Annotated in this window: 15 protein-coding genes; 6 read left to right on the top strand and 9 right to left on the bottom strand. The window is 64.7% G+C overall.

The window, feature by feature from the left end; genetic code table 11:
- Window positions 1-53 precede the first annotated feature (53 nt).
- Window positions 54-956: a cytochrome c gene (locus IPP91_10460; GenBank protein MBL0142494.1), complete on the top strand. Its 903-nt coding sequence runs from the start codon at window positions 54-56 to the stop codon at window positions 954-956.
- A complete protein-coding gene (locus tag IPP91_10455) occupies window positions 956-2,665 on the top strand; it encodes a cbb3-type cytochrome c oxidase subunit I (protein ID MBL0142493.1) in 1,710 nt (569 codons plus the stop codon). The genes IPP91_10460 and IPP91_10455 overlap by 1 nt, the downstream gene beginning before the upstream one ends.
- A 22-nt stretch (window positions 2,666-2,687) precedes the next feature.
- Here IPP91_10455 and tal read toward each other — a convergent pair whose 3' ends face one another.
- Both tal and IPP91_10445 read right to left on the bottom strand, forming a co-directional pair.
- Window positions 2,688-3,773, bottom strand: a complete 1,086-nt coding sequence (tal, locus tag IPP91_10450) for a transaldolase (protein MBL0142492.1) — start codon at window positions 3,771-3,773, stop codon at window positions 2,688-2,690.
- A gap of 9 nt (window positions 3,774-3,782) precedes the next feature.
- Window positions 3,783-4,262 carry a DUF488 family protein gene (locus IPP91_10445; GenBank protein MBL0142491.1) on the bottom strand — a complete coding sequence of 160 codons (480 nt, stop codon included), beginning with the start codon at window positions 4,260-4,262 and terminating at the stop codon, window positions 3,783-3,785.
- Between the two features lie 125 nt (window positions 4,263-4,387).
- Between IPP91_10445 and IPP91_10440 the strand changes: the two genes are divergently transcribed.
- Window positions 4,388-5,281 (top strand): LysR family transcriptional regulator, encoded by an 894-nt coding sequence (locus IPP91_10440; protein MBL0142490.1) that lies wholly within the window; start codon window positions 4,388-4,390, stop codon window positions 5,279-5,281.
- Window positions 5,282-5,392: 111 nt separating this feature from the next.
- Here the strand turns inward: IPP91_10440 and IPP91_10435 are convergent, their stop codons facing one another.
- The 5 genes from IPP91_10435 to IPP91_10415 form a co-directional block, all read right to left on the bottom strand.
- Complete coding sequence (locus IPP91_10435) at window positions 5,393-6,064, bottom strand: hypothetical protein (protein ID MBL0142489.1); 672 nt, start codon at window positions 6,062-6,064, stop codon at window positions 5,393-5,395.
- A 167-nt stretch (window positions 6,065-6,231) separates the two neighbouring features.
- On the bottom strand, window positions 6,232-7,275 hold the full coding sequence (locus IPP91_10430; protein MBL0142488.1) for an NTP transferase domain-containing protein: 1,044 nt from the start codon (window positions 7,273-7,275) through the stop codon (window positions 6,232-6,234).
- A 199-nt stretch (window positions 7,276-7,474) separates the two neighbouring features.
- Window positions 7,475-8,083 carry an FABP family protein gene (locus tag IPP91_10425; GenBank protein MBL0142487.1) on the bottom strand — a complete coding sequence of 203 codons (609 nt, stop codon included), beginning with the start codon at window positions 8,081-8,083 and terminating at the stop codon, window positions 7,475-7,477.
- Window positions 8,084-8,355: 272 nt separating this feature from the next.
- Window positions 8,356-8,997: a response regulator transcription factor gene (locus IPP91_10420; GenBank protein ID MBL0142486.1), complete on the bottom strand. Its 642-nt coding sequence runs from the start codon at window positions 8,995-8,997 to the stop codon at window positions 8,356-8,358.
- Window positions 8,994-10,112 carry a sensor histidine kinase gene (locus tag IPP91_10415; GenBank protein ID MBL0142485.1) on the bottom strand — a complete coding sequence of 373 codons (1,119 nt, stop codon included), beginning with the start codon at window positions 10,110-10,112 and terminating at the stop codon, window positions 8,994-8,996. The genes IPP91_10420 and IPP91_10415 overlap by 4 nt, the downstream gene beginning before the upstream one ends.
- 143 nt (window positions 10,113-10,255) lie before the next feature.
- Between IPP91_10415 and IPP91_10410 the strand changes: the two genes are divergently transcribed.
- From IPP91_10410 to IPP91_10400, 3 genes are read left to right on the top strand one after another with little or no spacing between them, the layout of a single operon-like run.
- Complete coding sequence (locus IPP91_10410) at window positions 10,256-10,663, top strand: hypothetical protein (protein ID MBL0142484.1); 408 nt, start codon at window positions 10,256-10,258, stop codon at window positions 10,661-10,663.
- A 42-nt stretch (window positions 10,664-10,705) separates the two neighbouring features.
- Window positions 10,706-11,272 (top strand): hypothetical protein, encoded by a 567-nt coding sequence (locus IPP91_10405; protein MBL0142483.1) that lies wholly within the window; start codon window positions 10,706-10,708, stop codon window positions 11,270-11,272.
- Between the two features lie 3 nt (window positions 11,273-11,275).
- On the top strand, window positions 11,276-11,986 hold the full coding sequence (locus IPP91_10400; GenBank protein MBL0142482.1) for an FAD-dependent oxidoreductase: 711 nt from the start codon (window positions 11,276-11,278) through the stop codon (window positions 11,984-11,986).
- 77 nt (window positions 11,987-12,063) lie between these two features.
- Here IPP91_10400 and IPP91_10395 read toward each other — a convergent pair whose 3' ends face one another.
- Window positions 12,064-12,501, bottom strand: a complete 438-nt coding sequence (locus IPP91_10395) for a PAS domain S-box protein (GenBank protein ID MBL0142481.1) — start codon at window positions 12,499-12,501, stop codon at window positions 12,064-12,066.
- Between the two features lie 8 nt (window positions 12,502-12,509).
- Window positions 12,510-15,170 carry a pyruvate dehydrogenase (acetyl-transferring), homodimeric type gene (gene aceE, locus IPP91_10390; protein MBL0142480.1) on the bottom strand — a complete coding sequence of 887 codons (2,661 nt, stop codon included), beginning with the start codon at window positions 15,168-15,170 and terminating at the stop codon, window positions 12,510-12,512.
- Window positions 15,171-15,362 lie beyond the last annotated feature (192 nt).

The following is a 15,362-nucleotide window of genomic DNA, read 5'->3' as shown; positions in this document are numbered from 1 at the left end:
GCGTCGGGGGCAGCAGCTGCGAGACGCCACGCCGGCGCGGCGCGCTGCTCATGCTGGCGCTCATGGCCGCGATCTTCATCGTGCTGTCGATTTTTTCGTTTCTGGACTCGCGCGGCCAGACGACGCCGGACTTGATCACCTACGGCAAGTACACGGCCGACCAGGGCAAACGGGTGTTTCAGGCCTACAACTGCATGGGCTGCCACACCCTGGTTGGCAACGGCGCCTACCTGGGCCCGGATCTGACCGGAGAATACAAGCGCGTAGGGCCCGCATGGCTGGCGGCGTTTCTGCCGTCGGCGGGAGGTTGGCCGACCATGGGGGCGGTCCGTGCCCAACTGCCGGATCCCGACCAGCAGGCCGATACCGGCGCCGGCTCGATCGAGGCCTACCTGAAAAAATTTCCCGGTGCGGCGATACAAATCGAGCGGCGCGGCGGCGGCACGACGCACATGCCCAATCTGCCGTTCACCAAGGATGAAGTCGGCCAGCTGATCGCCTTCCTCAAGTACACCTCCGCAATGAACACCGAAGGCTGGCCGCCGAAGGTGGAGGTGACGGGCCTGGCTCGCCGCCTGCAGCTTGCGCATGGCGGCGCGCCAGCGGCTCCGGCGGCTCCTGCTGCCGCGGCACCGGAACCGGCCAGGGCCGCGCTCGATCCCGCGGCGCGCGGCGCGCAACTGGTGAAGGACAACGGCTGTCTGGCCTGTCATGCGACCGATGCCAAACGTGTGGTCGGCCCCGGCTGGGGTGGCATGTACAACTCGAAGACCAGGCTCGCCGACGCCAGCACCGTCACCGCGGACGATGCGTATCTGCGTGAATCGATCCTCAAGCCCAACGCGAAGATCGTGGCGGGCTATCCGGCCGGCGTGATGCCTGCCTACGATACCTTGCTGAAGGACGATGAAGTCAACGCCATCGTGGCCTACCTCCACACCCTGGAGAAGCAGTGATGCGGATCGAATACCAGACCCAACGGCTGAGCCTGCGCTTCTTCATGCTGATGCTGGTGCTGTTCGTCATCCAGGTCGCCGACGGCATGATCCTCGCCGCCCAGCACGTCGACCCGACCCTGCTCTCAGGCGTGATGAACTTCAACGTCGTGCGCGCGGAGCACCTCAACCTGGGCATCATGTGGATCGTGAGCGGCTTCATCGGCGCGATCCTGTTTGTCAGTCCGCTGCTGTCCAGGCGGGAGATGGTGGCGCCGGGCCTGATCAAGCTGCTGTTCCTTGCGATGATCGTCATCGTGGTGGGAAATTTCTTCACCCAGTTCCTGGCCGAACGCGGCATCGCCGGCTGGTGGCTGGGGCAGCCGTGGCTGCAGCAGGGGCTGGAGTATCTGGAGGCCGGGCGGATTGCCGGCTTGCTGATCCTCGTGGGCTTCGCCATCGTCTGCTATGTGGTCCTGCGCACGTTCCCGCCGATGCGCGAGTGGAACGAAGTGCACTGGGGGCTTGGTCTCGGCGTCACCGCGCTGATGGCAGTGTGGGTATTCGGCCTGTTTTACGTGGCGCGCCTGGACCTGCAGGAATACTTCCGCTGGTTCGTGGTGCACTACTGGGTGGAAGGCGTGTGGGAGGTCATTCACATCAGCCTGATCGGCATGTTCCTGGTGCTGATGTTCAAGGCCGATATCAGGTCGGTGGGCTTCGCGGTGTTCTGGGGCATCACGCTGGTCTGGCTGTCCGGGCTGATCGGCAACGCGCATCACTACTTCTGGGTCGGCACGCCGGAGTTCTGGCAGTTCTGGGGGTCTCTGTTCAGCGCGCTCGAGCCACTGCCGCTGGTATTCTGCTTCTGGCATATCTACCTGGACGCGCACACCAACAAGCTCCCGCTGGAGAACGCGCCGGCGTTCTATTTTCTCCTCGGCTCGACAGTGCTGGAGCTGGTCGGCGCGGGCATCCTCGGCTTCATCATGACCTTCGCGCTCACCAACGTGTGGTCACACGGCACCTGGGTGACGGCGGGGCACGCGCACCTGGCGCTCTTCGGCACATTCGGCATGCTCGGCATCGCGGCAGCCTATTTCGCCATACCGATCATGCGCGAGGCTCCGCACTACGATCAGCGCCTGGGCAAGCTCGGGTTCTGGTTTGTATTCACCGGCATCCTCGGCATGGCGTTCGCGTTTTCCATCGGCGGCACGGTGCAGATCTATGTCTACCGCATTCTGGGGCTGGACTGGTTCGGCGGCGATGTCTCGCCCGCGATGGGCGTCTACAAGCTGCTGCTGCCGCTGTTCGGCATCGTCTTCGCCACGGGCGCCGGCATCCTCGCCTACGACTTGTTCACGCTGGGGCAACGGGTACGGATTCCGGCCGGCGGTGACATGCGCAACGCAGCACACGCCGATGTGGCAACGCCCCGCGCCGCCACTGGCTGGCGCCGGCCGCTCACCGGGTTCGAAGCGGGCATCTGGCTGATGGTGATGTGGGTGTTCGGGGCCATCGTCACGTTCGGGCTGCTCAGCTTCAATCTGCCGCGGGTTCGCGTGGATGGCGACCCGACGCTGCCGTATCTGCTTGCCGGCGTGGGTTATCCGGGGCTGTTGCTGGTGACGCTCGGGTTCGTGTGGCGTTTCCTCGCATCCATGGAGGCACGGGCGAGCGTTGCGGACGATTCCCCGGCCGCGGCCATGCTGCCCGCGCAGGTCTGAGGGACCGCCGTCCGGCGTTTCCCTAGCCGGCGGTGGCGAGCGCCTTGCTCTTGTCGGCGATGCGCCGCATCAGGGCCTGCCACGACTTGACGAACGCCTGCGCACCCTCGCGCTGCAATTCGAGCGCGAGCGCGTCGACATCCACCCTGGCCTGCGCGAATTGCGCGAGCACCCGCTCCGCATCGCCGCCGTCGTCCCGCAGCGGTCCCGCTACGTCTCCGCGCAGGGCGAAGGCGTGCAGGGTATTTTCCGGGATGGTATCGATGGTGTCGGGCGCCGCCAGCGCCTCGAGATACAGGGTCTCCGAGGCCTGCGGGTCCTTGGTGCCGGTGCTGGCCCAGAGCAATCGCTGCGGACGCGCACCGGCGGCGGCGAGCCTGCGCCATCGCGGCGAGCCCAGCAGCTCGCGATAGGCGCGGTAGGTGCGTCCGGCGATCGCGATGCCGAGCCGGTTGCGCAGCTCGTCTGGAACCGTGCCGCTCACCGCCTTGTCCCAGCGGCTCACGAACAGCGAGGCGACCGAACCGACGCGCGGATCGCGGCCGACGTCCATGCGGCGCTCGATCCCGCGCAGATAGGCTTCGGCCGCGGCAAGATATTGCTCGCGCGAAAAGAGCAGCGTGACGTTGATCGGCACGCCGGCGTAGATCGATTCCTCGATCGCGGGAATGCCGGCGGGCGTACCGGGAATCTTCACGTACAGGTTCGGCCGTTCGGCCTGGCGCTGGATTCGCGCCGCCGCGTCAATACTGCCCGCGGTGTCGTCGGCAAGCAGGGGCGAGAGCTCCATCGATACCCAGCCGTCGACGCCGTCACTGGCGTCGAACGCCGGCCGGAACAGATCGGCTGCGCGGCGCAGGTCTTCCAGCGCGAGCTCGACGAACAGCGCCTCGCCGGCTTTTCCTTCCGCCGCCTTGTCGCGAATGCTCCGATCGTACGCGCCGGTGTTGCCGATCGCGTGTTCGAAGATCGTGGGGTTCGAGGTCAGCCCGGTAATCGAGAACTCGTCGATATAGCGGCCAAGTGTGCCGTTGTCGAGGATCTCGCGGGTAATATTGTCCAGCCAGAGACTCTGGCCGAGATCGCGCAGCAGCCGGGTTCGGTTCATGCTTACTCCTCAGTTTGATGGCGTTTCGGCGGCATCCGAGTCTCCCATTTTCATGGGACTCCCTCCCCGGGCATCCAGAATGTCGCGCAGGACGACCGCGTTGTTGCGTGCTTCGTCGTGCGCACCGAAGAGGAGTGTGATCGGCGTGCGCCGGCGCAGATCGTCAAGCGTATGCAGCAATTCCGGCTGCTGGGCGAGCTGCGCCCGGTATTTCTGCTGGAATTGGCTCCAGCGGCGCGGGTCGTGACCGAACCAGCGCAGCAGCGTGTTGCTCGGCGCCACTTCGCGCAGCCACAGATCCGCGGCGACCTGACCCTGGCTCAGGCCGCGTGGCCAGAGCCTGTCCACCAGGACGCGCAGGCCGTCAGCCTCTTCGGGCTTCTCGCACACCCGCTTCAGCTTGATCGGCCGGCGTACGCCGCGGCGATTGATCCGGCAGTCGGCGCGCTTGCGGCGGGTTCCAGCTGTCGCGTCACCTTCAGTCGCCATCCTCGATCCTTATCGGCTGGTGCCACCATGCTCGACCTGGATCGGGATCGAGTAAAACGAAACTTAATCGTATTTGAATCGAGTATTGTTCATGCTGGGTACAGGGTCCGCTCCGGAGACAGCCCATGGACATCACGTTGGCGCGCACCTTTCTCGAGATCATGAATTGCGGCAGTTTCGTGCGCGCCGCCGAGCGGCTCCACGTCACGCAGACTGCCGTAAGCGTGCGGGTGCACACGCTCGAAGCCCTGCTCGGCCGGAAATTGTTCGTGCGCAACAAGGCCGGCGCCTCATTGACGCCCGCCGGCGAGCAGTTCACGCGCTACGCGTTGCTGCTGGTCCAGGTCTGGGAGCGGGCCCGGCAGCAGGTGGCGGTTCCACCCGGACTGCGCGCCGTCGTGGCCGTTGCCGGCGAGCTGAGCCTGTGGAATCCGTTCCTGCTCGATTGGCTGGTATGGATGCGGCGCTCGGCGCCGCACCTCGCGCTGCGCGCGCAAGTCGGGCTGCCGGACGGGCTGATGAACCAGGTGAGCCAGGGCGTGATCGACATCGCGGTGACGTATGCCCCGCAGCACAGGCCGGGACTGAAGATCGAGCTGCTGATGAAGGAGAAGCTCGTGATGGTGACGAAAGCGCGGCGCAAGGGTGCGGTGCGCCCGGACGCCTACGTGTATGTGGACTGGGGAGCTGATTTCGTCGCGCACCATGATTTGACCCATCCGGAGCTGTCGAACCCGGGCACGTATGTCGACCTTGGTCCCCTCGGACTCCAGTACATTCTCAAGGTAGGCGGTTCGGGGTATTTCCGGATGCACTCGGTGGCCCCCTATCTGCGCAACGGCCGCCTGAGCCTGGTGCGCGGAGCCCCGGAGTTCCTGTACCCCGCCTATGCCGTCTATTCGCAGGATGCCGATGCAAAAAACGTCACGCCGGCGCTGGTCGGCCTGCGTCACGTCGCCGCCACTCAACAGCCCGCCAAGGCAAAGCCCGCACGCGGGAAACCACGAAAGCGGAACTGAATCGATCGGCGGGTCGCAACCGTTCGCTGCGCGGGTCCGCATGGGTGCGCAAGGCCGGGGAGCTCGACCCGGCCCGGCCACGAGCGAGGGAGTCTGGGGTCGCCGTCCGGATTACCGTCCCGCGCGTTCGATCCTGCCGCAGGCGATTGGCAACGTGACGTGCGCCGGTATCGGGCCGAGCGACTTCACCGTTGCCGGCAGCCTGGTATCGGCCGGCACGCCGTGAATGAGCAGGACGCGCGTGTCCAGGCCGAGCGGCTGGCCGTCGAACGCCTTGGCGAACGCCGCAGTCAACGCCTTCAACGAAACGACCTTGCGGTACGTGTAGTTGCCGTGGGCGTCCGCCTTCGGATAAGTGCCGTGGGCGACGTCCATCGCGGCCGGCATGTCGTCGAACGGAACCATCGTGGTGCCGGATGCCGGTTCGGTTTCGATCAGGTCGATGAATCCGTCGCCGTTCGCATCGGCCGCCTGCGTGGCGCAATCGGCCGCCCGGTTCACCTTCAACCCATGGAAGTGCTGCCAGTGTGTGATGTTCGGCGCCGCACCCTTGACACTCACCGTAATCGTCAACTTGTCGCCTTGAACCTCGAACCTGGCCGTGCCCGTAGTCTCGTGATGTGTCGGCGCGGCGTTCATCGGTTGCAGCCTGGCGACGTAGACCTCGGTTGCCGGACCCGCGGCGTCAGTCGCTGTGGCAAATGCCGCCATCGCGAAAGCGCAGAAGATCGCTGCTGCCACAGGCGTCCTGGACGCGGTTATTTCCATGATGGTCGTCTCCATTGCTGAAACCGGTTGCCCGTGAGCCTCGCGGGGGTTCGGTGACAATGGCATTTCGCCAGCGGTTCCGGTACAGGGAAGTCCTGACGCGTCGGGTAGGAGATTCTTGACACGGGTTGTGCCGATTCCCCGCAGCCGAAGCCTCCGCCCGCGATATTCCCGTGTCACCCCTATTCGCAGCCGGCAATGTGGGCACACGCCGCTGCTTGCCTGGGCGGTTGCAGCATGGGCGCTGCCATGGTCCGGAGCGCACAGCCCGCAACCGCCTCGGCGGCGTTGCCCCGGATCGGCCACTCGGTGTTCCACAGCCGGAAGCGCGGCTTCGGGCCGGCGACATCGGAGAGCGCCGCCTGGTAGGCCTCGACCGTACCGATGTCGCGCCAGTAGGCGGACTCCTCGTCGCGCTCGATGCCCGGCACCCTGTTGGTGGCGAAATCGTACGCGTAGGTCCGATGGCTCTGCACGAAGCGCGGCAACACATGCCGGCCGAAATCATACTCGCCGAGCGCGTCCGCCTGGCGCAGCCCCTCGATCAGCGCTTCCGGCATGAACAGGTAATTCCCCATCGAGGCATAGGCGTAGTCGTGCCTGAGCGGCATCGTATTGGGACGCTGCGGCTTTTCCTGGAACTCGCGTATGCGCCCGTCGGCATCGGCGCCGATGATCCCGAAGGACGATGCCCTCTCCAGCGGGACGGGGACCGCGGCGACGGTCACGTCCGCCTGGCGCAGTTCGTGAAACTCGACCATTTGCCGGATGTTCATGCGATAGACGTGATCGGCCGCGAACACGGCCACCAGGTCGGGCTCATGCCGTTCGATCAGATGCAGGTTCTGATTGACCGCATCCGCGGTGCCTCGATAGCCGCTGGCGTTGCTCCCCCTGCCGGGAAGAATGACCTCCAACGAACGATTCTCGTCGAGGGAAGACAGACCCCAGCACATGCTCAGGTGCTGGATCAGCGAGTGCGGCTTGTACTGCGCCAGAACGTAGATGGGTGAAATCCGCGAGTTGACGAGATTGCTCAGGACGAAATCCACGATGCGATGGCCGTCTGCAAACGGCAGTGCCGGCTTCGCATCCTCGTTCGTCAGCGGGCGCAGGCGCGTACCCTGTCCACCCGCGAGCACTAACGCAAGGATCCTTTTCGATGTCGCCACGATCGCTCCTTGGCTGGGAACATGCCCAGATCGAATACGGGAAACCTTGTCCATGCGCCGAAGTTTCCCGAAAAGCACGCCCCCGCGAATCATCGCACTTGCGCAGAGCCCGCGCGGCGTCGCTGCGGGAGGCGGAAAATGGCGACGCAGCAATCCCTCGGTGAAAGCAGTGTCATACCGGCCCGATTGCCGGGCTATCGGGAATCTCCGACAGTCTCGGTCAGGAATCCTTGATGCTCCGCTTGACCGATGCTCAGGATTTGCGCTTGAGGTGGTTGGCGTCGGTATGGTGGAGCAGTCCGCGACCCTTGATCTCGAGCTGGGTGTCTTGCTCGTAGTCGAAGCTGCCGTCCCGGTTCAGCGTGAGCTTGAGGCTGTAGCGCACCACCTTGAAGTTCTCGAGCAGGTAGGGATTCTGGCAAATGCCGTAGGTCTCCGATCCTGCTTGCGCCACAAGCTCAAAACATGTCGCGTCGGGTTCCGCCGTGCCGCCGGCGTTGATGACGATACCGCGCGGCACGCTGAACGAGTTCAGCACCATCTTGGTGGCGGCATCCCAAATCCAGTAACCCCTTTGCGCGTGGAAGGCTTCTCCCGCCTCCTTGCCCGCCGTGGATCGGGTTCCGCGCCAGGCATTGGTATCGCAGACCACCTGGCGCAGCTTCTGATCATGGTTTTCCACCGCCGGGCTGATCACTTCAAATGCCCACCGCTCGCGATAGCTCCTTTCGGTGTCGTTCACCTTCCGGTCAGGCTTGCCCGGGGAGATATCCGTGCCGTCGCTTCCCTCCCAGACACCGACCAAACCGGCCAGAGGGCCGAGGCCAACCAGGTTGGCGCCGATTTCCTGAAGATTGTCCATATTGCTTCCTTCTTCTGATGAGGCGTCTCGAAGAGCCACGCTCTCCGCACTTCGGAGACTCGCGGTGAGACGGCGTGTTTCGATCGGGTGGTTCATCGAGCGCGCAGACCCGCGTCGCCGTACTGGCAGACGCGTTTGCAGGAGTGTGATGTCGGATCGTCCGCGACGGTGCCGGGGAACGTCGACACTTCCTGTGAGGGATCCTTGATGCCCGGTTTCGCGCCGGGTTCTCCTGCAGCGGTGGTCCCGACGCAGCAGAACGCTGCGAGCGCCTAGTCGAGCTGCGTCACCCCGTGCTGGATGGCGAACTTGACCAGGCCGGGCAGGTCGGTAATACCGAGCTTGTGCATCATCCGGCTGCGATAGGTGTCGACCGTCTTCGGCGACAGAAAAAGCATCGTCGCGACCTCGGCGCTCGTTTTCCCCTCCGCCACCAATTGCAGGATCTGTCGCTCGCGCCGGCTCAGGCCTTCCAGGGGGCTTGATTGGCGGCGTTCGGCGATGTAATCGTCGACCACGGTGGCAGTGATCCTGCGGCCGAGGTAGCGCAGCCCCTGATGCACGGTGCGCACGGCGTCCACCACCTCGTGGCCGGCGGCATCCTTCAGCAAATAGCCCTTCGCTCCCGCCTGCAGCGCGCGAAAGATGTGCTCGGTGGTCGAATGCATCGACAGGATCAGCACCCGCGTCGAGGGACACGCATCGTGCATGAGCTGCGTCGCCTCGATTCCGTTGATCTCGGGCATGCCGATATCCATGACGACCACGTCCGGCTGCAGTTGCTTTGTCCGGCGCAGGGCTTCGCGTCCGTTCGCTGCATCCCCCACCACTTCGATGTCCTGCTGCGCTTCCAGCAGGGCTCGCAGGCCGTCGCGCACCACCGCGTGATCGTCCGCCAGCAGCACCCTGATCATGGGGCATCACTCCTCAAGATGACGCTGACTCGCGTCCCGCGCCCTGGCGCCGACTCCACCTCGAATTGCCCGCCCACCGTCGCCGCCCGCTCGCGCATGATCATCAACCCCCAGCCATCGTCCCGCGAAGGCTCTTGAGGCGCCGTCGCGTCGAATCCGCACCCGTCATCCGCGATGCTCAGGCGGATGTCCCGCGGCATGAACTCCAATGTCACCACGATTTCCCGGGCCCGGGCGTGCTTGGTCACGTTCGCGAGCGCCTCCTGGGCGATGCGAAACAACTCCTCTTCCGCGCGCGCCGCCAGCCGGCGCGCCTGCCCTTGCTCTTGCACCGAAATGGCCACCCCCGTGCGCTTGTTGAACTGTTCGGCGTACCAGCGCAGCGCCGGCGCAAGGCCGAAGTCGCCCAGCACCGCAGGGCTGAGTTCGGCCATCACATTGCGGATGCTTTCGATCGTCTCCTGCACCAGTTTCGCCGAATCCTCCAGCCGCGCGTTGTCCTTCGTCGCGTCCGGCGGTCCCGATGGCGCTTTCATGATCTCCAAGTTGATGCCGAGCGCGGTCAGCTTCTGTCCGACCAGGTCGTGGAGTTGATTGGCGAGCGCGCGCCGCTCGGTTTCCTGCACCTCGACCAGCCTATGGGAAAGTCTGGCTGCCTCGAGCCTCTCGTCCTGGGCTTTGATCAACCGTGCGCGAGCTTCGCTCGTGCGTATCGAAGTGATCCAGATATGCAGCAGACCTGTCATGGCCAGCAATGACACGACGTCGAGCAGCCGGTTGTAGAAGACAGGCTCCCGCAGCGTATGCGAGCCCGGTCCGAACTGCAGGGCATATACGACGAGAGTCGCAACGATGAGCAACACCGTGAAGATCCATAGCACCCTTCGATCACGCGTGGCGCCGGCAAGCATCAAAGGCAGGCCATAGATCGAGGCCACGTCTAGCGGAGCCCAGGTAGACAGATCCAGGACGATCAGGCCGAGCGCCGACACGAGAGCGAATACGGCGAGAGCGCTGCGGCGATCAGCCAGCGGCGCCTGGGCCATTTCCGGCGTAACGGTTGAGTTCTCGCCAGCCTGGACGGAGCCGCTGCCCGCTATCCGGAGGGTCTCCATGAAATCCGACAGAAACTGTCATGAAAGCCCGACAGCGAAATGAATGCTGGTGAAGATAGAGTGAGGCGTCAAATTCGTCGCTTGCATGTCTTATTCCAACTACGCAGGGGGAAATGGCCATGAATCGCGTTTATCGGTTCGTCTTGGGCGCTGTGTCGGCGCTGTGTCTGGTCGCCATCACCGGAGTGTCTGCCGCGGCGGATATCCATACCACGCCGCCCGCCGCCTTCAAGAAAGTCAGTACGCTCGTCACGCTTCCGGAGTATCTGCCCGGACTGGGGGTGCTGTACGTCGATCCGGCCACGCTGCCGATCGGGCCGTTTCTGGGTTACGACAAGAAGGGCCACCTGGCCAACGTCGTCTACATGGTGCCCCTGAAAGACCTCAATGGCCACAAGAATTACGAAAACATGGGGCACAAGCTCGGCAATCTGAAAATCGATCACACCGATTTCGTTTACAACCCCGGCCATCCCGGAGTCGAAGAGCCTCACTACCACGTGATCGAGTGGCTGATTACCAAGCATCGGCAGGACACTGATCTCAAATAGGGCCGACCGGCTTTCGACGATATCTGCACGGCATGTCACGCCATGATTGAGCGCCGTCGGGGGCCTATCGGTCGATATGGGTTGCTTGTGCTGCTGGCGGCGCTGCTGACCGGCTCCGCAGCCGCGGCTCGCACCTTCGATGTGCGTGCGGTCATGTCGAAAGACGGCTCGCGGGTCTATTTTGATCCGATCGGCCTTCACATCCAGCCGGGTGATACCGTGCGCTGGGTACAGGTCGATGGATACCATTCCACAACGGCGTATGACCCGCGCAACGGCAATCACGAGCGGCGCATCCCTGACCGGGCGCAATCGTGGGATTCGGGCATCCTGCTCGCCCAATATCCGGCCAAGGGTTCGACGTTCGAGCACACATTCTCCCTGCCCGGTGTCTACGATTATTTCTGTCAACCGCACGAAGCCGCCGGCATGGTGGGTCGCATTGTCGTCGGCACGCCCGGGGACGGGCCCGGGACGCAGCCCTTCGGCTATGCGCCGGACAGGCGCTGGAAGCCGGTGCCCGAAGTCGCGCAGAAGGCCTTTCCCGCCATCCGGTTGATCATGGAAAAGGGCGCGGTCAGAACCCCGCAGTTACAACACGAGAGGTGATTCATGCTCGCAAAGGTAAAGTTGATCAGGAAAGAGACGGTCGCACGCGAAACCATGGCATTTCATTTCGCCAAACCGGAGGGCTTTGACTTTCGTGCCGGCCAGTTCGCCGATTTCACGCTGATCGACCCGCCGCAGACGGACGCGGAAGGCAATACCCGGGGCTTCTCGCTGGTGCAGGCCCCGTACGAGCCCGACCTGGTCGCCGCGACACGCATGCGCGATACGGCTTTCAAACGGGTGTTGAGGGACTTGCCGCTCGGTACCGAAGTGAAACTCGATGCTCCCTACGGCGACTTCACGCTGCATAAAACCGAGACCACGCCCGCGGTGTTCATCATCGGCGGAATCGGCGTCACCCCGGTGCGCAGCATGATCGCCCAGGCGACGCACGACAGGACCGCGCACCGGATCACGCTGCTGCACGCCAGCCGCACGCCGGTCGATTTTCCGTTCAAGGCCGACTTCGAGCGATTGGCCGGGGAAAATCCGAACTTCACTTACGTGGCGATTGCCGACTCGGCGCCCGGCGACTGGCGAGGCGAACGCGGTGGAATCGACGCGGAGATGGTGAAGAAGTACGTGCCGGATCTGACGCGGCCCATCTACTACCTGTCCGGGCCCGAAGGGATGGTCAAGGCGATGCGTCAGCTATTGGTCGGCCTCAAGGTCAACGAAGACAACATCCGCACCGAGGAGTTCGCGGGCTACTAGGATCGAGGCCGGGCAGCTCATCGCCCTCCGCCCTTCCGGGGGATCCCCGCACCGGGCATGTCCCGAACGCGCCATCGTCACGCGCCGGATCCGTCGGCACGCGCCTTGTGCTCGTGCTCCTTCAGGTATCGCGCGGTGATGTCGCGTCCGATGGACATGGCGCCGATCACCGTGCCCTGCGCGTCCTTGACGACGCTGAAACTGAGCTCGACGTAGAGCCTGGAGCCATTCCTGTGCATCGAGCGCGTCGGCAGTGCGTGGCGCCCGTGCAGCGTGTGTCCCGCCGCAAGCGCGCTGCGATAGCCGTCCCAATGCGCGCGCCGCAGCCGCTCCGGAATGATGATATCCAGGCTCTGGCCGATGACTTCGCTCGCGGCGTAGCCGAAAAGCGCCTCCGAACCGGAATTCCAGAGCCGTATCAGTCCCTCGCGGTCGGCAAAGATGATTGCGTCCGCTGCGCACTCCACGAGCGCCCGGTACAAATCGCCGCCGGCCTGATCCAGGGGACGAGTCATGTCCGAGGTCACATCGTCACGGGATTCGGTTTCTCCGGATCGACGCCGTATCGCCTGATGGCCTCCGTCACCGTCGCAGCGGGTACGTCGCCGTCATCGGCGAGCGCCTTGAGGGCTGCGATCACCACGTAACGGCGATCCACCTCGAAAAAGTGCCTGAGCTGCTCGCGGGTATCGCTGCGGCCGAAACCGTCGGTGCCAAGCACCACGTAGCGCCTCGGCACGAGCGCGCGAACCTGATTGGCGAACAGGCGCACGTAGTCGGTGGCGGCGATGACCGGCCCGGCGCGTTGCGCAAGACAGGTCTCCAGGTAGCTCGCCCGCCGCGGCTGCTCCGGGTGCAGCATGGACCAGCGTTCTGCGTCGGTACCCTCGCGGCAGAGCTCCGTAAAGCTGGTCACGCTCCAGACATCGGCGGCTACTCCGAAGTCGCCCTCGAGCAGGTCGGCCGCGGCGAGCACCTCGCGCAGGATGGTGCCCGAGCCCAGCAGCTGTACCCGCGGCGGCCTCTCCTTGCCCTTGGCACCGCCTTCACGCAGGAGATACATCCCCTTCAGGATCCCCTCGCGGACGCCTTCCGGCATGGCCGGGTGCGGGTAGTTTTCATTCATCATCGTGACGTAATAGAAGACATCCTCCCTTTCCTGAAACATGCGGCGCAGGCCTTCCTGGATGATGACCGCCAGCTCGTAGGCGTAGGTGGGGTCATAGGAGATGCAGTTGGGGATGTTGGCTGAGAGCACCTGGCTGTGTCCGTCCTGGTGCTGCAGTCCCTCTCCTGCCAGCGTTGTGCGCCCCGCGGTGCCGCCCATCAGGAACCCGCGCACGCACATGTCGGCGCCCGCCCACGCGAAGTCTCCCATGCGCTGAAAGCCGAACATGGAGTAGAAGCAGAAGAAGGGGATCATGTTGACCCCGTGGTTGCTGTAAGCGGTGCCCGCGGCGATGAACGAGCACATCGAGCCCGCCTCGGTGATGCCTTCCTGCAGGATCTGGCCGTCCCTGGTCTCCTTGTAGAACATGATCTGGCCCGCGTCGACCGGCTCGTAGAGCTGGCCCGCCGCCGAGTAGATGCCGATCTGGCGGAACAATCCTTCCATGCCAAAGGTGCGTGCCTCATCGGGCACGATGGGTACGACGTACTTGCCGATCGCCTTGTCGCGCAGGAGCTCGGCGAGGATACGCACGAAGGCCATGGTGGTGGAGATTTCACGCTCGCCCGTGCCCGCGAGCTGCGCCTCGAACTGCTCGAGCGCGGGCGCCATGACCGCTTTGTGGGCGCGCCGCCGGCTGGGCAAATAGCCGCCCAGCGCCTTGCGCCGCTCGTGCAGGTAGCGGATCTCCGGGCTGTCATCCGGCGGCCGGTAGAAGGGCGCCTCGACAATCGCCTCGTCACTGATCGGAATGCTGAAGCGATCGCGAAACGCCCTGAGGGCGTCCTCACCCATCTTCTTCTGCTGATGGCTGATGTTCTGGCCTTCGCCCGCCTCGCCCATGCCGTAGCCCTTGACCGTCTTGGCCAGGATGACCGTGGGCTGCCCCTCGTGCTTCACGGCCTCGGCGTAGGCGGCATAGACCTTGTGCGGATCGTGGCCGCCGCGATTGAGCCGCCAGATGTCCTCGTCGGTGAGATGGGCGACCATCTCGCGCAGCTCCGGGTACTTTCCGAAGAAGTGTTCGCGGGTGTACGCGCCGCCCTTGGCCTTGAAAGCCTGGTACTCGCCGTCGACGCACTCCATCATGCGCTTGCGCAGCAGGCCCTTGCTGTCGCGTGCGAGCAGCGGGTCCCAGTACGAGCCCCATATGACCTTGATCACGTTCCAGCCCGCGCCGCGGAAGATCCCCTCGAGCTCCTGGATGATCTTGCCGTTGCCGCGCACCGGTCCGTCCAAACGCTGGAGGTTGCAGCTGATGACGAAGATGAGGTTGTCGAGCCGTTCGCGCGAGGCGAGCGTGATCGCGCCCAGCGATTCGGGTTCGTCCATCTCGCCGTCGCCCAGGAACGCCCACACCTTGCGGTCCGCCGCATCCAGGATGCCGCGGTTGTGCAGATACTTCAGAAAGCGCGCCTGGTAGATCGCCATCGGCGACGTGAGGCCCATCGACACCGTGGAGAACTGCCAGAAGTCCGGCTTCAGCCTGGGGTGCGGATACGACGAGAGACCATCCACGCCGACCTCCCGGCGAAAATCATGCAACTGCTGCTCGCTGATCCGCCCCTCGAGGAAGGCCCGCGCGTAGAATCCGGGCGCCGAGTGCCCCTGCAAGTACACGAGGTCGCCCCCGTGCGCATCACTGGGCGCGCGAAAGAAGTGATTGAAACCCACGTCGTACAGCGTGGCGGCGGAGGCGAAGCTTGCGATATGGCCGCCGATCCCCGGGTTGTGCCGGTTCGCCTGCACCACCATCGCGAGGGCGTTCCAGCGGATCAGCGAGCGGATGCGCCATTCCATCGCGGGATCGCCGGGCATTTGGCGCTCGTGCGCGGGGGGAATGGTGTTGACGTAGGCAGTGGTCGGGTGAAATGGCAGGTGCGTTCCCGAGCGCCGCGCGTGGTCGACGAGCATGTCGAGCAGATAGTCGGCACGCGTGCCGCCCTCGTGCTCCAGCACCGAGTCCAGGGAGTCGAGCCACTCCCGGCTCTCCTGCGGATCGACGTCCTGCGCCATGTCGGGTGTCACGAGTGATGTGGCCATGCTGTCCTCCATGTCGTCTGCGATGCGCCGGCGTCTGCGGCGAATGGCGGGCACCGGCGCCTCGGCAGACACCTCCACGCGTCCGAGGAAGCGCAGCGGGCCGGTGCACCCGGCAGCCATGGGCATTCACGCCACGCCGAAGATCCGCCGCTCATCGTGCGCGTG

This window comes from Betaproteobacteria bacterium (genome assembly GCA_016720855.1).
In the GTDB taxonomy this organism is placed as follows: Bacteria; Pseudomonadota; Gammaproteobacteria; order Burkholderiales; family Usitatibacteraceae; genus FEB-7.
This window is presented reverse-complemented; position numbering and strand designations above follow the sequence as displayed.